This window comes from Sphingomonas panacis, from assembly GCF_001717955.1.
GTDB classification, from domain to species: Bacteria; Pseudomonadota; Alphaproteobacteria; order Sphingomonadales; family Sphingomonadaceae; genus Sphingomonas; species Sphingomonas panacis.
Map to the genome: position 1 here is coordinate 81,582 of NZ_CP014168.1, position 18,466 is coordinate 100,047.

The 18,466-nt window shown below is 64.4% G+C and carries 13 protein-coding genes; 11 read left to right on the forward strand and 2 right to left on the reverse strand.

Features of this window, described 5'->3' with window-relative positions; translation table 11 throughout:
- Positions 1-75 precede the first annotated feature (75 nt).
- From J0A91_RS00290 to J0A91_RS00305, 4 genes are all read left to right on the forward strand, one after another.
- Positions 76-1,359 (forward strand): D-tagatose-bisphosphate aldolase, class II, non-catalytic subunit, encoded by a 1,284-nt coding sequence (locus J0A91_RS00290; protein ID WP_069203236.1) that lies wholly within the window; start codon positions 76-78, stop codon positions 1,357-1,359.
- Positions 1,352-2,494, forward strand: coding sequence for an SIS domain-containing protein (locus tag J0A91_RS00295; protein ID WP_069203237.1), 1,143 nt, complete (start codon positions 1,352-1,354; stop codon positions 2,492-2,494). Before J0A91_RS00290 ends, J0A91_RS00295 begins: the two co-directional genes overlap by 8 nt.
- A complete protein-coding gene (locus J0A91_RS00300) occupies positions 2,491-3,417 on the forward strand; it encodes an N-acetylglucosamine kinase (protein ID WP_069203238.1) in 927 nt (308 codons plus the stop codon). The genes J0A91_RS00295 and J0A91_RS00300 overlap by 4 nt, the downstream gene beginning before the upstream one ends.
- A gap of 109 nt (positions 3,418-3,526) precedes the next feature.
- Positions 3,527-3,868, forward strand: a complete 342-nt coding sequence (locus J0A91_RS00305; protein WP_240502145.1) for a VWA domain-containing protein — start codon at positions 3,527-3,529, stop codon at positions 3,866-3,868.
- 97 nt (positions 3,869-3,965) lie between these two features.
- Here J0A91_RS00305 and J0A91_RS00310 read toward each other — a convergent pair whose 3' ends face one another.
- On the reverse strand, positions 3,966-6,632 hold the full coding sequence (locus J0A91_RS00310) for a glycoside hydrolase family 31 protein (RefSeq protein ID WP_069203240.1): 2,667 nt from the start codon (positions 6,630-6,632) through the stop codon (positions 3,966-3,968).
- Positions 6,633-6,668: 36 nt separating this feature from the next.
- On the reverse strand, positions 6,669-8,768 hold the full coding sequence (locus J0A91_RS00315; protein ID WP_069203241.1) for a beta-galactosidase: 2,100 nt from the start codon (positions 8,766-8,768) through the stop codon (positions 6,669-6,671).
- Between the two features lie 830 nt (positions 8,769-9,598).
- Here J0A91_RS00315 and J0A91_RS00320 point away from each other — a divergent pair.
- The 7 genes from J0A91_RS00320 to J0A91_RS00350 all read left to right on the forward strand — a co-directional run bounded on the left by J0A91_RS00320 (position 9,599) and on the right by J0A91_RS00350 (position 18,465).
- Complete coding sequence (locus J0A91_RS00320; RefSeq protein ID WP_083224414.1) at positions 9,599-11,956, forward strand: TonB-dependent siderophore receptor; 2,358 nt, start codon at positions 9,599-9,601, stop codon at positions 11,954-11,956.
- A 364-nt stretch (positions 11,957-12,320) separates the two neighbouring features.
- Complete coding sequence (locus J0A91_RS00325) at positions 12,321-12,773, forward strand: hypothetical protein (protein WP_150126785.1); 453 nt, start codon at positions 12,321-12,323, stop codon at positions 12,771-12,773.
- On the forward strand, positions 12,770-14,290 hold the full coding sequence (locus tag J0A91_RS00330; RefSeq protein WP_069203243.1) for a PepSY-associated TM helix domain-containing protein: 1,521 nt from the start codon (positions 12,770-12,772) through the stop codon (positions 14,288-14,290). The genes J0A91_RS00325 and J0A91_RS00330 overlap by 4 nt, the downstream gene beginning before the upstream one ends.
- A gap of 225 nt (positions 14,291-14,515) precedes the next feature.
- Complete coding sequence (locus J0A91_RS00335; protein ID WP_240502146.1) at positions 14,516-15,316, forward strand: AraC family transcriptional regulator; 801 nt, start codon at positions 14,516-14,518, stop codon at positions 15,314-15,316.
- A 155-nt stretch (positions 15,317-15,471) separates the two neighbouring features.
- Positions 15,472-15,891, forward strand: a complete 420-nt coding sequence (locus tag J0A91_RS00340) for a hypothetical protein (protein WP_069203245.1) — start codon at positions 15,472-15,474, stop codon at positions 15,889-15,891.
- A 4-nt stretch (positions 15,892-15,895) separates the two neighbouring features.
- Complete coding sequence (locus tag J0A91_RS00345; protein ID WP_240502147.1) at positions 15,896-17,299, forward strand: efflux transporter outer membrane subunit; 1,404 nt, start codon at positions 15,896-15,898, stop codon at positions 17,297-17,299.
- 11 nt (positions 17,300-17,310) lie between these two features.
- Positions 17,311-18,465 carry an HlyD family secretion protein gene (locus J0A91_RS00350; protein ID WP_069203247.1) on the forward strand — a complete coding sequence of 385 codons (1,155 nt, stop codon included), beginning with the start codon at positions 17,311-17,313 and terminating at the stop codon, positions 18,463-18,465.
- The last annotated feature ends 1 nt before the right edge of the window (position 18,466 follow it).

The window sequence follows — 18,466 nt, forward strand, 5'->3', positions numbered from 1 at the left end:
AGCAATGTTTCGTTATGCTTCGTTTTCTTGCATTAAGTACGCTGCGGCCCTAAAGGTGGCGAAAGGAGGGATTCGATGGAAATGATTCGAAATCTCGTCGCTGATCACAAAAGCGGCAAACGTGTCGGCGTCACCTCGGTCTGTTCGGCGCACCCGCTCGTGATCGAGGCGACGTTCCGGCACGCGCTGCGCAACGCCGCGCCGTTCGTGCTGATCGAGGCGACGTCCAACCAGGTCAATCAGGACGGCGGCTATACGGGTATGGTGCCCGTCGCTTTCCGTGCGTTCGTCGAAGCGATCGCGACACGGCTCGATTTCCCGCTCGATCGGCTCGTGCTGGGCGGCGACCATCTCGGCCCCAACGCCTGGACCAGCCTGCCAGCCGACGCCGCGATGGCCAAGGCCGAGGTGATGATCGCCGATTATGTCCGCGCCGGTTTCGCCAAGATCCATCTCGATTGCTCGATGAGTTGCGCCGACGATCCCGCGCCGCTCCCCGAACGCACCATCGCCGAGCGCGCCGCGCGGCTGTGCCGAGTCGCCGAGGACGCCTATTCCGGCCATCCCGCCGAAGCGCCGGTCTATGTGATCGGCACCGAAGTGCCGGTGCCGGGCGGTGCCGCCGAGGATCTCGACACGCTCGCGGTGACCACGCCCGAAGCGGCGCTGGCCACGCTCGACATGCACCGCGCGCTGTTCCGCGAGCGGGGCTTGCAGGACGCGTGGGAGCGGGTGATCGCGACCGTGGTCCAGCCGGGCGTCGAGTTCGACCATATGAAGGTGGTCGATTACCGCCCTGACGCCGCGACCGCGCTCAGTGCCGCGATCGTGCCGGTCGATCACGTCGTCTTCGAGGCGCATTCGACCGATTACCAGACGCCGGCAGCGCTGAGCGCTTTGGTGCGCGACCATTTCGCGATTCTCAAGGTCGGGCCGGGCGTCACCTTCGCCTTGCGCGAGGCTTTATGGGCGCTCGACGCGATCGAGCGTGAAACCGTGGCGCCAGCCAGGCGCGCAAATCTGCGTGACGTCGCGATCGCCCGGATGAAGGCCGAGCCGGGCCATTGGCGCAAATATTACCACGAGACCGGCGACGCGCTCGATCTACAACTGCAATACAGTCTGAGCGACCGCATCCGCTATTACTGGCCCGACGCCGAGATCGCCGCGGCGCAGGGGCGGCTTTTCGACAATCTGCGTGGCGAAGTCCCGCCGCTGCCGCTGCTCAGCCAATATCTGCCCATCGCCTACGCGGCGGTGCGCGATGGCACCGCGACACTGGACCCGATCGATCTGATCGTCGCGCACATCGGCGCGACGCTCGATGCTTATCATGGAGCCTGCAATCCCAATGTTTGAAACCACCCTTGCGGCCGATCAGCCGGCCGCAGGCGCCGAAAGCTGGACGCGGCGCGAAATCCTGCAACAGCCCGCGACCTTGCGCGCGACCCAGGCGGTGCTCGACGCGACTCGCGCCGACATCGAAGCTTTCGTGCAGCCGTTGCTCGACCTGCCCGATCTGCGCATCATGCTGTGCGGTGCCGGCACCTCGGCCTTCATCGGCGAATGTCTGGCACCGTGGTTGACCGCGACGCTGCGCCGCCCGGTCGAGGCGGTGGCGACCACCGATATCGTCAGCGCGCCGCATTTGTATCTCGATGCCGCGCGGCCGACGCTGATGGTGTCGTTCGGCCGGTCAGGCAACAGCCCGGAGAGCATCGCCGCGGTCGATCTCGCCGATGCGCGCGTCGCCGCGATCCATCACCTCGTCATCACCTGCAACGCGGAGGGCGCGCTGTCGCGGCGGGCTTCGGGCAACAACCATGTCGTGCTGCTGCCCGAGGCGACGCATGACCGGGCGTTCGCGATGACCTCGAGCTTCAGCGCGATGATGCTCGCGGCGTTATCGATCTTCACCGGGCTCGGCGCGATGCCCGCGCGTGTCGAGGCGATCGCGCGCGCGGTCGACGCGATGCTTGCGCGATCGGAAGGCGAGGCAGCCGCGCTCGCCAGTGCCGATTTCGAGCGGGTGGTGTATCTCGGCAGCGGCGTGTTCCAGGGGCTTGCCCGCGAGGCAGCGCTGAAACTGCTTGAGCTGACCGACGGCGCGATCCCGACCGCGTTCGATTCGTCGCTCGGCTTCCGGCACGGCCCCAAGACGATCGTGACGCCGCGCACGTTGGTGGTGGTGTTCGTCTCGAACGATCCGCTCACCCGGCTGTACGATCTCGACATGATCGCGGAGTTGCGCGGCGACGGGCGCTGCGGTGCGGTGATCGTTATCGCCGCGCAGGATACGGACGGCGAAACCCTGCAGGTGGAGGGCGCGGCCGGGTTCGCCGATGCCGATCTGCTGTTCCCCTACATCGTGTTTCCGCAACTCTACGGGCTGCATTGCTCGCTGCGCCTCGGTCGCACGCCCGACCAGCCCAATGCGAGCGGCACCGTCAACCGCGTCGTGCAGGGCGTCCGTATCCACACGCTGGCGGCATGACTATATTCCTCGGCGTCGATGGCGGCGGCACCAAGACCGAGTTCGTCTGCATCGACGAGAGCGGGCAGGTGGTGGCGCGCGCGCTGACCGGCACGACCTATCATCTTCAGGTGGGTTTCGATGAGGCGGTCAGGCGGCTCGCCGAGGGGATCGGCGCGGTGTGCGCGCAGCTAGCCATATCCGCCGCCGAAATTCGCTACGCGTTTTTCGGTCTGCCCGCGTTTGGTGAGGATGCTGCCGTCGATCCGCTGCTTGCCGCCGCGTGCGGACGGCTGCTCGGGCATGATCGCTATGCGTGCGACAACGACATGGTGTGCGGCTGGGCGGGTTCGCTCGCGTGTGCCGACGGCATCAACCTCGTCGCCGGCACCGGATCGATCGGCTATGGCGAGCGGCAGGGCCGCAAGGCGCGTGTCGGCGGCTGGGGCGAGATGTTCAGCGACGAGGGCTCTGCCTATTGGATCGCCATCCAGGGGCTCAACGCCTTCACGCGGATGAGCGACGGTCGGTTGCCGGTGGGGCCGCTGCACGACGGTTTCCGTGCGGCGCTCGGTCTGGCGAACGACCTCGACATCTGCGCGAAGGTGATGGGCGAACACGGCATGGCGCGCGATGCGATCGCCGGGCTCGCTCCGATCGTCTCGCAGGCGGCCGAGGCTGGCGACATGGCGGCGGCGGCGATTTTGGAGCAAGCGGGCGCGGAACTTGCGGGACTCGCACAGGCGCTGCGCAAGCGGTTGGGGTTCGCCGACGAGGAGACCGTGCTGCTGTCCTGGTCGGGCGGGGTGCTGACCAAATTGGATACGGTGCGGACGCCGTTCCTGCGCAGCCTGCAAGCGCAATCTCGCTACGAAATCGTCGAGCCGCGCCACACGCCGGGCGTCGGTGCCGCACTATACGCGGCGCTGATGGCGCAAGCCTGAAGTGGCTTTGGGTACGGTCGGGCCTTGTGGCCGAAACCGACCGATCGCCTTGCCTTCGTTTGCCGGCCAGCCCCGAAACAAGCGTGTTCTTTTTTGAAGCGGGTTTGCTATGCTCGCCACGATGCATGGGGGGGCGTGTGGCGGTCGATACGCCGGAGTGGGTCAGCGCGCTGGCCGACGATACGAAGGCGGCGATGCCGAGGCTCTGCTGGATCGGCTGGCTCGGCTTGTCTTGTCGGGCGTCAATGTCATCGTCCTGCTGGCGCTGACCGATAGCGGACGGCCGTCCTACGATCCGCTGCTGTCGGCGAAAGTGGCCGCGCTCGGCATCCCGGTGTTTGCCTGCACGCCCGATCAGTTTCCCGATCTGATGGCGACTGCGCTGCGCCGCGAAGACGTTCACAGCTGGGCAGCGGATCACGACATCAAGCTGATCCGCTCCGACGCATAGGAATGCCGAAGGGCGTGACTCACCACGCCGCTTAACCGCCGGCATCAGCCCACGACTGGTCGCCGCGCGTGATCGCCTAGCTGGGGAGCCGAGAGAGCTAAGTGCCCAGGATCATCCGCTTGGTTCGCCCGGCATACTCCACCGCCACACCCGAGCTTAGCGACAGCGCAGAGTTCTCCGGGCGCATCAAATGTGCGCGGATCGCGCGGCTCTTCGCCATGCCGGGATACGTGCCCCGCCGCGCGCCCAGCGTGAGCACGCCCGCCGCCTGATCCCACTCCAGCGTCGTGCGCGCCGCCGCGCCTTGTTCGTAGCGATAGGTGAGCCCGTCATCCTCGTACAACGAGGCGACGCCGTCCCGACCGGGATACACGACAAGATCGAGCGCGCCACCGAGCAGCCTCGCCGTCGATTGGCCGACCGGCCCCAGCGGCAAGATACTGCCCGCCCGCACGTGAAGCGGAATGCGGTCCAGCGCCACCGGAACGCTATGCGTCCGCCCGCCTTCACGATGCTCGTTTGTCCAGAAATCGTACCAGCCGCCCTCCAAAACCGGCAAGTATACGTCCCATGTCGTCACGCCCGCGGCCAGCACCGGCGCGACATGGATGGCGCTGCCGAACATATACGCGTGAACTTGATCCAGCGCTTTTGGATCGTTTGGAAAGTCGAACACCAGCGGCCGGATCAGCGGCATTCCGGCCGCCGAAGCCTCGGCTGCCAGCGCATAGGTGTAGGGCAGCATGCGATAGCGGAGTTCGAGATAGAAGCGGGCGACGCGCTCCACCGTCTCACCGTAGCGCCAGAATTCGGTATCGGTCATATAGCCGTGGACGCGCGTCATCGGCAGGAAGGTCGCGAACTGGAACCAGCGCAGGAACCGTTCCTGATAGGCAGGGTCCGTATATTGGCCCTTTCCCGGCCGGAAGAATCCCCCTGCGTCAACGGTCCACCACGCCTGACCCGCCGCAGCCATGTTGAGCCCGGCCGGGATCTGCCGTTTCAGCGTCTCCCAATCATGGCCGATGTCGCCCGACCATGTCGCCGCACCATAGCGTTGCTGGCCCGGTGCGGCCGATCGGGTGAGGATCATCACCCGCTTGTCCGGATAGGCGCGCCGCTGTTCCTCATACACGGTTCGGCTGACTTGCAGCGGATAGAGGTTACGGCGGGTCTCGCCCGGCTGGGTGCGGCCCGGCGCCGCATAAATCGGCCGTCCGGCCAGATCGTCATTCTCGGGTTCGGTCGCGTCCTGCCACCAGGCGTCGATGCCGAAGGCGGCGAGCTTCTGGTTCTGCTGCCGGGCATAGAAGCGCGCGGCGACGGGATTGAAGAAATCGATCCATTCGGTGCCTGGAATGTAGAAGCCCTTGGCCGCGACGTCCTTGCCCAGCGCTGTTTCCTTGCCGACCTTCGACCAGACCGACAGCATCAGGCGCATGTCCATCGCATGCAGGTCGCGAACCAGCCCTGCGGGATCGGGATAATGGTCCTCGTCGAAGCGCATGGCGTTCCAGCCGTACTTTCCCCAATATTGCCAATCCTGCACCATCATGTCGCAGGGGAGCTTGCGCGCGCGGAACTCGCGTGCCGTCGCCAGGATCTCGTCCGACGAGTGAAACCGCTCGCGGCAGTGAATGTAGCCGAGCGCCCATAGCGGCATCATCGGCTGCGGCCCGAGCAAGGCGTGATAGCCGCTCATGACCTCCTCCGCCGTCGGCCCGGCGATCACGACATAATCGATCCCCTCGGATACGGGTGACGACCAAGTCGTGCGATTGTCGACGGGTGCGAAGTGGAGCACCGGCACATCCTCGTCGCCCGCCCGCACCAGCACGCTGTGCTCTCCCGCGGCAAGCTCGCCGATGAAGCTGGCGGTCGGAGGCAGCCAGAGATTGGCGTGATCCGTCAGTGGCTTGCCGTCGATCTCCACATAATGGCGCGAAGACATCTTGCGGCCGAGATCGAGCAGGAACGCATAGCGCCCACCCTGCGGGACCGTGAACTTGCCGGTGAACTCGGCATCGCGGCGCTGGACGCGGGCATTGCCGGTGGAGGTGGTCACATCCGCCATGCGCGCCGCGCCCGCTGCCGCCTGCCGGGTCAACGCGATCGGCCGGTCCGGCCGGTTCAGCTCTGCCATGCCGGGATTGTGCCACAACACACCATAGCCCTTGCTCGACAGCACGAACGGCTGGCTGATCTGCGTATTCACCTGCGTCAGGCGGCGTGGCAGGCCCCGAATATCAAGATGGCCGTCCTGAAAGCAGCCCGTGCCGTAGAGGCGTTCGTCGGCGGGGCTGGCGAAGCCTTGCGTCACGGCAAGGGTCGGCGCGTTGCCGATCGTAGATTGCGCGACGTGGCGCGATCCGGGTGCTTCGCTGAGCAGCAGGTTACCCGCGCCGTCATGGAACGACAGGCATCCTGTCGCCTCATCCCAAGTGCATTGTGCGTGCGGAAGCGTCAGCCGCGTTCGGCCGCCCTCCCGGGTCCGCTCGGGAATTGGCGGACTCGCGATGGGCGCCAGCATCTCGCTCGGCGTTGCGGGGGGCGCGCCAACGGGCGCGACGCGAACGCGGAACGCACGATCGCTCATTGCCGTAACGGCAATCGAGAGGTCGCCGGACCGGATCACAAGATCCGGGAAGACAATCCGCGTCGCGGCTTGCACCACGCCGCTCGACAGGATCGCCGCGCCCGCACCGCTGCCGAGCAGCGCCCGCCGGGTGATGGCCCAGCTAAGCGGTACGTTCTTCTTGTTCACGCAACCTCCCGTTCGCTTCGACCTATACAGCGGCCATCAGTCGGATCGGCCATCTTCCTCGATGATGGCGACGTCCCACGCGGCAAGGTCGATCGATCCGCCGCGCTGCACCTTGCGCTCATGCAACAATTCCGTGCCGGAAGCGGGGGCGGCCAGATGCTGTGGCACAGCCGAATAATTGAGCACGTACCGGACCTTGTGGCCGTTCTTCAGCGTGCCGCCGCGCACGATCAGCGGGAATTGCACGCCGGCGACCGATGGCTCGACACCCGCACGCGCGACCTCCGCAGCGACGATCTTCTCGGCCAGCGCGTCGCTCGGCATGAAGCCGACATAGCTGACCTCGCCTTTGCCCCAGTGGTTGCGGGTCATCGCGGCGCCAGCCGGCCATGACGGATGCTGATAGCGCGCCACGACTTCGGCGGTGGTGGGCTTCAACATCTCCATCCACCAGCGCGGCGCGTTGTCGGCATCCGAAACCCCGAACGGATTGCCCGCCAGCGTGACCCCGACGGGAATCGTGTACTCCTGATAGGTGACGCCCGCCGCCTCGGCGATCGCACCCGGCTGCGCAGCATAGCGGACCTTGGTGTTCTCGTCCGAAAAGCCGCTTTTGAACGTGTAGAGCAGGTGGCCGCCGCGCTTGGCATAGTCATTCAGCCGCGCGATCTCGGCGTCGCTCGCCGCGTAAAGCGCCGGCACGACGATGAGCTTGTAGTCATCGAGCTTCCGCGTGCTGTCGGGCGACAGGATGTCGGCCTCGACATTCATCCGGTAGAGCGCATCGTAAAAGGGGCGCATCACCTGGTTATATTCGATGCCCGCCGGCTTGAACGAATTGAACGCGGTCTGGGCGGTGTTGCTGACATAGACGGCGACCTGGTTGTGCTTCGTCATGCCAGCCAGCTTCGGGCCGAGGCGCGCGATCTCGGCGCCGATCTCTTTTGCCGCCGCATATTCCGCATTGGGCTTGTAGTCCTGCGACAGCAGCCCGCGCCAGTAGGTTTCGACCGCGTTGGCGGTGGTCGCCCAGTGCCAGTATTCAACCATCTGCGCACCCGAGGCGAGATGGCTGAACGCCTGCAGACGAAGCTGGCCCGGATAGGGCGTCCATTGCGGAAAGCCCTGCGCCTCGGTTTCCAGCACCAGATAATTCTGTCCGTTGCGGATCGAGCGGGCCTCGTCGCCCCCAAAGGCGATCTCCGCGCCGGTCAGCTTGTCCTGCGTTGGATGATAGATGTCGATGCCGGCGATATCGAGCGACCGTGCCGCCTTCCAATGGTCGACCTCCGGCTGGATGCCATAGGAGCCCTCGCGCCAGCCCAGATCGAAATTCTGCGTCATGAACTGGCCGGGCCGGGCATGGGCGCGCACCAGCTTGGCCTGCCACGCCAGGAAATCGGTGACGAGGCTGCGCTGGTAGGCGGCGAAGGCGTTGGACATGCTGGCGTTGATCGAGCCGTTGGTCGACGGGAAATCCTCCCACCGGTTGATCCGGTTCGACCAGTAATTCAGGCCCCACGCCTGGTTCAGGGCATCAAGGCTCGGCCATTTCGCTTTTATCGACTGGACAAACCCCGCCTGCACCGCCGGGCCGCTGGTGCCATAGGGCTTGGTCTCGTTGTCGAGCTGGTAGCCGATCACCGCAGGATGATCCTTCACATGGTCGACCAGCGCGACAATCACCCGCTCGGCCGCAGCGCGGTAGTCGGGATCGGTGATGTCCATGTTCTGCCGGGTGCCATATTGCGCGCGGACACCGTCGCGGCCGACGACGAGCACATTGGGATGCTGGCGCGCGAGCCATGTCGGCACGGCATAGGTGGGCGTGCCGACGATCACCTTGATGCCCTGCTTATGCATCGCGGCGAGCATGCGGTCGACATGGCTGAAATCGAAGACGCCGGGCTGCGGCTCAAGCGTGCCCCAGGTCGACTCCGCGATGCGGACGACACTGATCCCTGCCGCCTTCATCATCCGCGCGTCCTCATCGACGCGGTCGACCGGCGTGTACTCGTCATAATAAGCGACGCCGTAAAGGATGGTATCCGGCACCTGCGCCTGCGCCGCCGCCGGCAGCGCCACAATGGCCGATGCGAGTGCTTTCACGAACCGCTGCATGATCCTGCCTTCCATTACCAATTTCTTCCCCCGCCGTATCGCTTCCAAACTAACAGGCGCGTCGTGCGAGAAGCGTCTCGCCGCCCGGCCTGATCGCGAGCACCAGGTCACAGCACGAGTCTGTCAGATTGGCGGCGTCCCCCGTCAAGATGACGCTCTTCGTAAGAGATCTGTACGCCAGCATCACGTTTACCGTGGCCGCATTTGCGAATTCTGCAACACCCGTCCGGGTCTGCGGTGAGATCCGACAGCTATCGCGCCATATATATACGCGGCGCGAAGCTGACCCTTTTCGTAGAACGCGACGGCGGCATCGGAATTCGCGCAACACCGCGAAATAGGCAAGCTTTCATACATCGTCTCCCGCGTTGCGCTGCGTGTTCGTTTCCGAGGGCGGCGCTGAAGCCCTTCCCCGGTTGCCGACGCCTATCGTGAACAAAGGTTTTCTACACGATGATGTCGTATATGCAAATTCACTTTCATATATGCTTGCCGTTCAGAGTGGCGGTTGCTCTGGGGGCGCGGGCCAGATTCAGAGGCTGTCTGAAACCGAAGTGTGGGTGTCGGGGCGCCCTGGACGTCGGGCCGCCGCGTTCGCGGGGAAGCCGTAGCCGTGCAGTTACGTCATATCGAGGTCGTGCGATCCGCGACATGGGTCCAGTACAGGTCGATATCGTCGGTTCCCAGCCGCTGGAATGCCCCTCCCGGGCCGTCGCACATGTGTCGCGTCAGGCGCATTGGCAGTTTTGCAATATGATTTGGCGAGATCGTCCTACGCCCCCTTCAGCCATCGAAGTATGACAGGATAATGCGAGGCATTCGCAAAATCTGGTCAAGGGGTTTCAATGTTCGGGGGAAAAGACGGCGTCCGAAATCGTGCGGGTCGGCTGGAAGACCATAATGGACGAGGCAAGCGCGCAATCGCCAAAGGCGTAAGCGGCCTCATCGCATGTGCGATCATCGCAGCACACAGCGCGGCCCAGGCGCAGTCCGACAATCGACGGGATGCGCAGCGAAACACGTCCCGCCATGATGATCCGGATGCGATCACCGACCCCGCCGACATCATCGTCACCGGCATTCAGGAGGGTGAGACCACGGAACGCTCCGGCTCTTATACGACGCGTTCAACGGGCGCTGCGCTCGGCCTGCCGCTCAGGCTGAGGGCGATTCCACAGGCGGTTACCGTCATCACCAGCCAGAATATGGAAGACCAGAACCTCACAAATCTCGACTCGGTGCTGCAAAGCGCGGCCGGCGTGACACGGAATTATATCGATTCTGAGCGGGTCAACTATTCCTCACGCGGCTTCAGTGTCGACAACATCATGTACGACGGTGTGGTGAGTTCACTCGATAACGGCATCGGGTTCATCGACACCGCACTCTACGACCGCATCGAGGTCGTGAGGGGCGCAACCGGCCTGCTTACCGGCGCGGGCAATCCATCGGCGTCGATCAATCTGATCCGCAAGCGACCGAAGAAGGACTTCGCCGTCGGTGCGTCGGCGCAGGCAGGATCGTGGGACAATTATCGCGGCACGCTCGACGTTTCCACGCCGCTGACGGCGAATGGCATGATCCGCGCGCGGCTCATCGGCGTCTATCAGGATCAGAAATCTTATCTCGATTTCTACCAGCAGAAAAAGGCCATCGGCTATGGCGTGATCGAAGCCGATCTGACCGATCATACGATCCTGACCGCAGGCTTCGAATATCAGCACAATCTGCCGAAGGGTTCGACCTGGGGCGCCGCGCCGCTCTTCTACAGCGACGGCACGCTGACGACGGACCTGCGCCGTTCCGCGACCCTGTCGCCGCCATGGACCTTTTATACAGTCGAATCCCAGACGGCGTTCGTCAACCTGTCCCATGAATTCGCCAATGGCTGGAAGATCAAAAGCGCGCTCACCCATTCGCAACTGAACCATGACGCGGAATTGGCTGCGCTGGTGGGTATCGATCCCACCAATCCCAGGGCGACTATTGGCTTTTATCCTGATCGGCAGACGGGTTTCTCCGGTTTCCCGGTGGCCAACGCCGGCACGAAATTCAGCGGCAAGACGCGGCAGGATACGCTGGACCTGCAAACCAATGGGCCGGTCGAGCTTTTCGGCAGGCAGCACGAACTGGTTGTCGGCACCACCCTGTCCTGGACGAAGCAGGATACGCCGGGCTCTCGCCTGACGATAAACCCGTATTTTCCCTTTTCGACGACGCCCGCGCCATCCCTCGATCAGGTGGGCACGATCCCTCGCATCGATTTCGAGAACAATTCGATGCCATGGGGCACGGCCTCGAACGTCAGGACCAGGAAATACGGGGTCTATGCGGCAGCCCGCGTGTCGCCCGCGGATGGCCTGAAGGTCATTCTTGGCGGTCGTTTCAATCGATTCGAGTTGGATGACGATGAAGCCGGTTCCGCCAGCGTTCGATATCGGCAGAACAGGTTCACACCCTATGTCGGCACGACCTATGATCTGACCAGGAATTTCACGCTGTTCGCGAGCTATACGGAGATATTCAAGCCACAGCCGGACCGGAGGGACCGTAACGGCAACATCCTGGCGCCGACCAAGGGCAATAGCCGGGAAGTCGGTGTCAAAGGCGAGTTCTTTGGAGGCGACCTCAACACCTCGCTGACCCTGTTCGACACGCGGCTGGACAAATTGGCACAGCAGGATGTTGGGTTCTTCGACCCGAGCAACCCGCTGAACACTGCCTATGTTGCAGTCGACGGGACGAAGACCAGAGGGATCGAACTGGAAGCAAACGGCGAAGTTCTGCCGGGCTGGAATGTGTCCGGCGGCTTTACCTGGCTGAAAAGCCAAACCCCCGACGGCGCACGCCTCAATCCCCAGGAACCGCGCCGAACGGTCAAGCTCTTCACGAGCTATCGCCTGCCGGGATCGTTGGACAGGCTGACGATCGGCGGCGGTGTCCACTGGCAAAGCGACATTCAGTTCGCAGGGACCAATCGGCCGGACGGTCGGGGCGGAATCCAGCCGGGCACGACGGTCGTGCAAGCAAGCTACGCGCTGATCAATGCCCTGGCACGCTATGCGTTCAGCGATCGCCTGTCTGCGTCGGTCAACGTCAATAACCTTTCCGACAAGCGGTATTGGATGCGCGCCGGGTTCTTTGACACGGCGGCAGTGGGGGCGCCGCGAAACGCCATGCTGACCGTGAACTTGCGGTACTAAGGCACGCACCGGGTTGGCATATCCGTTGGAACATTCACGTGGATATGCCGGCCAGTTTGCTTTGCGATCCTAGCTCCTTGAGTCGCTGAGGTTCCAATCTCTTCCACCGGTGGACATCCTGGCGGGGCCTGCCGGCATTTCGGAACGCTTTGGCGGCGTTGAACACGGCGTCCGCCGGAGAACCGCTCTATCGCCGTATCACGATCAATTCGCGTTTAAGCACCGGAGGCTCCGAAGTCCTTTGATCATGCAGATAGTGGGAGCTTTCGGGATGGCGGCGTGCCTTGCGTCGGTCCTGATGCTGCGGACAGCATGGCGAGGCGCTGGAATGCGGCGCAAGCGTTGGGCGGCAGCGGGGTGGCTGATGCTGATCCCCGCCCTTCTTCTTTATGCCCTCTGGCTTGGGGTCGCCATCGGCCTGATGGCGGTTCTGCTTGCCTTCAGCCTCTGCGCGATGATCGTGGTCAAATTCGGCGAGGAGCGGCAGCCGGTCCGACGATCGGAGCCACGCGCCAAAGCACAAAAGGCGCCCGAGCCTGACGAACGGCCCGGGGGCCGCTGGCGTGGTTGGGCAAGGGGCGCGGCCGCACTTCTTCTCACCGCGATCACCGCAAACGCGGTCGGTGCAGCGGCCGCAGGCATCGCGCCGGGGGCGCGGCTTGACCGTTTCGCTGCCGCCGTCGTCTTCGTGCCGCTGCTTTGGGCATGTCTCGTCATCTGGATGCTGAGTGACCGCGTCATGCTGCGCCCTGTGCTCGGCATGATCGGGGCGTCCGCCATCGCCGGCTCCACCATTGCCTGGATACTGCTGGCATGAACAATCCCCTCCGCCCCGCCGCGCGCAAATCGCTGTTTTCCAATAGCTGGATCAGCGCCATACTGGCGGGCCATTCCGCGCTGGGCCTCGCGTTCAGCGCGGCGATTTACCTGATTTGCCTGACGGGAAGCGTCGTGGTGTTCGTGCAGGAGCTGCAACGCTGGGAACAGCCCGCAGCCCCTCGGGTGCTCGCCGTTGCTCCCGGTGCGATTGATCTGGGCATTGCAGCGCTCCGCGAGAAAGGGCCCGAGGACGCGGCGCAATCGGTTTCCGTAACCCTCCCCTCGCCCCACAATCCGCATCTTCTGCTCTCGGCAAGAGGTCGCGAGGGTGCGGGGAGCGGGAGCTGGTTCGCCGACGCATCCGGCCACCCCGCGATGAAGGTGCGCCACGATGTCAGCGACTTTCTGGTGCGGCTGCATGTCGACCTCCATCTGCCGTTCGGCATCGGCACGGTGATCGTTGCGTTGGCGGGGATGGCGTTGCTGGCGCTGGTGATTTCCGGGGTTCTTGCCCATCCGCGCATCCTCAAAGATGCTTTCCGGCTTCGCAGCGGCGGATCCGTGCGAGTGGGCCAGGCCGGCCTCCATAACCGCATGGGCACCTGGGGGCTGCCTTTCCACCTCATCATCGCGTTCACCGCCGCCTTCCTGGGCGTCTTCATCATCGTTTTCGGAAGTGTTGCTGCGACCACGTACAAGGGGGACATGTTCAAGGCCTTTGCCGATTTCGCGGGCCCGGTCGCGCGACCGGCGGCTCACGCGTCTCGTACGGGTCCGCTTCCTTCGGTCGGGCCCTTCATCGCCGCAGCGACCGCCGCCGCCCCCGGCCTTGCGCTCCAGTCCATCGACATCCAGCAGCCGGGCGCCAAGGGGCAGCTGATCGGAATTGGCCTGCGCGATCCGCGAAGCCTCTTTCTCGAAGAGCGCGTCGTCTATGACAGCAAAGGCCGGAAGGTCTTTGCGTCCGACGTAACCAGACGGCCCTTCAGCCAGCAGATGATCTTTGCCATTCAGCCGATCCACTTTGGCTGGTTCGGCGGGATTTTCGTCAAGCTCGCTTACGGCCTCCTCGGCCTGTCGATGTGCGGCATCACTGCGAGCGGGTTCAAGATCTGGTTGACGCGCCGACGTGACAAGGGGCGCCCCATGCCGGCCATGGAGCGGCTGTGGACAGCCACAATCTGGGGGCAACCGCTGGCGCTCGCGCTTGCGGCGATCCCGTCGCTTGCAACGGACGCAAAGGCCGCGCCCCTGCTGGGTTGGGCCGCAGGCACCATAGCAGCCTATGCGCTGGCATGTTTCCCCACGACGCAGCTGCGCCTGGGCGACGGGTTGCGCGCGGCAACGGCCGTGGCGCTGGCAGGGCTGGCGCTGGTCCATGCCACGCTCAGCGCAACGGGCGGTCTTTCCGGCATCGACCCGGCAAGCTGGGCGGTCGACGCCACGCTGCTCCTGATCGCCTTCTTCGTCGCGCGGCCGACGCTGAAGCTCCGCCGACCTAACCGCGCGACCTAGCCAGGCCGCCCGTCCGGCGAAGCGCAACCCGGCGCGATGGCCTTGGCAGCTTGAGCGATATTGCCAAAATGTTGCGCAATACCGCCACTCAGTTGAGAATCGTTCGCAATTTGGAGGTGTCGGTGGCAGATTGAAGGCCGGCCCCAGCGGATCAGAACGATGCAGAGCGACGATTACGAGGTTTTTGAGCCCGAGGAGATTCCCCGGCCGGTCTCAGCGGTCGGGATGGAACTTTTCACGGAAGGTTTCGAACAACCGCCGCATCGGCATCGCAAGGCGCAACTCATCCTCGCGGTCCGTGGCCTCATTACCTGCGAGGTGCCGCAGGGCCTGTGGATGGTTCCGCGGCAGTGCGCATTGTGGATCCCCGGCGATATGGAACATAGCGTGCGCTGCGCCGGTGACCTTGAGGTCTACACGCTCTTCATCGATCCCGAACTTGCCCGCAATCTGCCAGCGGAGTGCCGCACCTTCTCCACCGGGCCACTGTTGCGCGAACTGCTGATCGCCGTGACCCGCTTCCCCTCGCTTTACGATGTCGACGGCGCTGACGGCCGCCTTATCCAGACGATGCTCGACCAGCTTGAGCGCGCACCGATGGGGAGCCTCCATCTGCCGATGCCTGCCGACCCGCGATTGCGCACCATAGCCAAGACCCTGTCGTCCGATCCCGCCAATCGGACGACGATCGGGGGTTGGGCCCGGATCGTCGCCATGAGCGAGCGCAGTCTGTTCAGGCTCATCATCAAGCAGACCGGCATGAGCTTCGGGCGGTGGCGCCAGCAGTTTCAGGTGATGTTCGCGATCGAGCGCCTGACCGAGGGAGCGTCCGTACAGACCGTCTCGTTCGATCTCGGATATGAAAGTGCGAGTGCTTTCATCACGATGTTCAAGAAGGTGATGGGACAGCCACCGGGGCAGTATCTGGCGGCGCGGCGGAGCGCAGCTCCCCCCGGGACACCGCAACAGCGCAAGCCTAAACTCATCTCCACAATAAGGGAGGCTCAGCGCGCGTTGGGGCTTTGATGCGCAACCCGCACAATCGTGCCGACACTCGTCAGCGGGCCGTTCGAACCCCGAAAATTGGCAGTTTCGATAAATCATCTGCCCAAGTCGCCAAATCCAAAGTTCCGTGAAGAGCCTATGAAGGTTCGGAATGATAAAACTATTGGACTCAGGCCATGCTGGTTGATGACACGCAATTCCCGTTAGTGCGCATGCACTACAACCGCGTCGACGATCGAGGTGACGAGGTCAGCTTCCAGATTTTCGAAGATCTTCTGGAGCGCAAGCGATCCTTCGTATTGATCGGCCTCGGCGCAGAAACTGAACATGTTCATTCGAACGAGGAACGAAAGCGGTTGACGCTGTGGATGAAGCGCAACCGTGAGGCACTCCATACGCATGTCCGGGCAATGGTCTATGTCGAGCCGAGTCCGGCAAAACGCTTCCTCGTCAAGACATCGGCGCCGGTCTTTCAGAAATTTTGGGGCTATCCGATCCTCGTCTCGGCTTCCGAAGCCGAAGCCGAAGGCATTGCCGCACGGCTGCTCGCAGGCGAGCAGCCCGCCCACATCGAGGCGGCGCAGCCCGATGCGTAGGAGAATGATCTGGACGTCGCTCGGTCTGGCAGTGCCCCTGCTCGCCGGCTGCGCGGCGCTGCCGAAACAAGGCGCGGTGCCGGCGATGCGATCGCCCAGCGCCTTTGCAAGCACCTCCAGCCTGGCAGCGCCCGAGACATCCTGGCCGTCAGATCGCTGGTGGGAAGTCTTTGGCGACCCGCAACTCACGGCGCTTATCGAAGAAGGTCTGTCGGCTGCGACCGATCTGCGCGTCGCGCAAGCACGGTTCGAACGGGCCGACGCGCTGGTGCGAGAAGCGCGGAGCCGATTGCTGCCGTCGCTGCAGGCAGATGGGGAGATTGGCGGCACCAAGCAGAGCTACAACTATCTCATCCCGCGCACGATCGCACCCCAAGGCTGGAAAGACTATGGCCAGGCGACAGCGCGGCTTGATTGGGAGCTGGATTTCTGGGGGCGGAACCGGGCTGCCCTTGCTGCGGCGCGTTCCGATGCCGCGGCAGCCCAGGCTGAGGCGGCGGCGGCACGCCTGATCCTATCGTCCGGTATTGCGGAAGCCTATGCCGATCTCGCCGATCTTTTCGCGCAGGCCGATGCAGCACGTCGCGCCGTCGCGGTACGGCGACGCACCGTCGAACTGATCGATGGGCGCCGAGCCCAGGGGCTTGAAAACACTGGTGCTGTCGAGCGGGCGCGCTCGGCGCTCGCCGCCTCGCAAGGAGAGCTTGCCGGTCTTGACGAGACCATCGCGCTCACGCGCCATCGTATCGCTGCGCTGCTCGGCGCGGGTCCCGACAGGGGCCTTTCCATCGAGCGGCCGACTGCGCACGCGACAGAGGACTTCGGCCTCCCCGCCAACGTGCCGGCCGACCTCATCGGGCGCCGTCCCGACGTGATCGCCGCGCGGCAGAGGGCGCAGGCGGCCGCAAGCCGGATCAAGGAAGCGCGCGCCGCTTTCTATCCGAACGTCAACCTTGCCGCGCTGATCGGACTTCAGCCCATCGGCATTGGCGATCTCGTCAAATCCGGCTCTACCTTCGGCACGGCCGGACCCGCCATCAGCCTGCCGATCTTCGACGGGGGACGGCTGACCGGCGCATATCGCGCCGCTGAAGCCGACTATCGCGCTGCGGTCGCGGATTATGACGGCGCGCTCGCCCAGGCTCTGGGCGAGGTTGCGGATGCAGCGACGAGCGAACGTGCGCTCACCGAACGCATCGGCAGGGCCGATGAAGCCGAGCGCGCCGCAACAGCGGCCTGGACAGTGTCCAACAATCGCTACCGCGGCGGGCTTGCAACCTCTCTCGATGTACTCGTGGCCGAAGACGCCCTGATCGATGCGCGGCGCAACCTCGCCACGCTCCGCAACCGCAGGTTCGTCCTCAATGTCGCCCTTGTCCGCGCGCTCGGCGGCGGCTTCCGTTCCTGAAGGATCTCCCGATGTCCACGCAAACCCTTACAGATCCCATGCCCTTGGCCCACGAAGAGCCAAAGAATGACGCTGCCCTGAAAGCCAAGCGCGGCAAATTGTTCGCGATTTTTGCGATGGCGGTGGTTGGCCTCGGCATTCTCTATTGGGCCTATGTCCATTTTATCGCGGCGCAGCACGTCTCGACCGATAATGCCTATGTCGGCGCCAATGTCGCCCAGGTGACGCCGCTGATCGGTGGCCCGGTGCGCGAGGTGCTGGTCGATGACGCACAGCGCGTGAAGCGCGGTGACATCCTCGTGCGACTGGACGATACGGACGCCCGCCTGGCGCTCGCGCGTGCCGAAGCCGAGCTTGCGTTGACGGAACGCCGGGTTCGTGGGCTGCTCGCCACCGATAGCGGCCTCGGCGCCCAGGTAACGGCGCGCGCTGCCGATCAGGCACGCGCCGAAGCACGGATGGTTGCGGCGCACGCCGATCTCGCCAAGGCGAAGATTGATCTCGACCGTCGCGAAGCGCTCGCGGCATCAGGCTCCGTCTCCGGCGATGAACTGACGATCGCGCGCAACGCTTACAGCACGGCCACGGCAAACCTGAAGGTGGCCCAGGCCGAGAATGCGCAGGCGCAGGCCAATCGGACCTCGGCAGTAGGAAGCCGCGACGCCAATCGCGCCCTGATCGCGGACGCCGCCCCCGAAGCAAACCCGGAAGTGCTGGCTGCGCGCGCGGCGCGCGATCAGGCGCGGGTGGACCTTGATCGCACGGTGGTGCGGGCGCCGGTCGACGGCATCGTTTCGCGTCGCCAGGTGCAGGTCGGACAGCGCGTCCAGGCGGGTGCAACGATGATGGTGGTGGTGCCCGTCCAGGCCGCATTCGTCGACGCCAACTTCAAGGAAGGGCAACTCGCCCGCGTTCAGCCGGGACAGCGCGTCACCCTCACCTCCGATCTCTACGGCGAGGATGTCGAATATCACGGCCGCGTGATCGGCTTCTCGGGCGGTACCGGCGCTGCCTTCGCCGTGGTTCCCGCCCAGAATGCCACGGGCAACTGGATCAAGGTGGTTCAGCGCCTGCCCGTGCGGATCACGCTCGATCCAAAGGAACTGGCCGAACATCCACTGCGGGTCGGGCTGTCGATGAACGCCACCGTGGATCTCTCGAACTAAG

Excerpts from the sequence above, each read along its gene's own strand:
- J0A91_RS00345 (WP_240502147.1), top strand. The coding sequence starts at position 15,896 with ATGATCTGGACGTCGCTCGGTCTGGCAGTGCCCCTGCTCGCCGGCTGC.
- J0A91_RS00300 (WP_069203238.1), top strand. The coding sequence starts at position 2,491 with ATGACTATATTCCTCGGCGTCGATGGCGGCGGCACCAAGACCGAGTTC.
- J0A91_RS00295 (WP_069203237.1), top strand. The coding sequence starts at position 1,352 with ATGTTTGAAACCACCCTTGCGGCCGATCAGCCGGCCGCAGGCGCCGAA.
- J0A91_RS00305 (WP_240502145.1), top strand. The coding sequence starts at position 3,527 with ATGCTCGCCACGATGCATGGGGGGGCGTGTGGCGGTCGATACGCCGGA.
- J0A91_RS00315 (WP_069203241.1), bottom strand. The coding sequence starts at position 8,768 with ATGGAAGGCAGGATCATGCAGCGGTTCGTGAAAGCACTCGCATCGGCC.
- J0A91_RS00350 (WP_069203247.1), top strand. The coding sequence starts at position 17,311 with ATGTCCACGCAAACCCTTACAGATCCCATGCCCTTGGCCCACGAAGAG.
- J0A91_RS00325 (WP_150126785.1), top strand. The coding sequence starts at position 12,321 with ATGCTGATCCCCGCCCTTCTTCTTTATGCCCTCTGGCTTGGGGTCGCC.
- J0A91_RS00290 (WP_069203236.1), top strand. The coding sequence starts at position 76 with ATGGAAATGATTCGAAATCTCGTCGCTGATCACAAAAGCGGCAAACGT.
- J0A91_RS00335 (WP_240502146.1), top strand. The coding sequence starts at position 14,516 with ATGGAACTTTTCACGGAAGGTTTCGAACAACCGCCGCATCGGCATCGC.
- J0A91_RS00330 (WP_069203243.1), top strand. The coding sequence starts at position 12,770 with ATGAACAATCCCCTCCGCCCCGCCGCGCGCAAATCGCTGTTTTCCAAT.
- J0A91_RS00340 (WP_069203245.1), top strand. The coding sequence starts at position 15,472 with ATGCTGGTTGATGACACGCAATTCCCGTTAGTGCGCATGCACTACAAC.
- J0A91_RS00320 (WP_083224414.1), top strand. The coding sequence starts at position 9,599 with ATGTTCGGGGGAAAAGACGGCGTCCGAAATCGTGCGGGTCGGCTGGAA.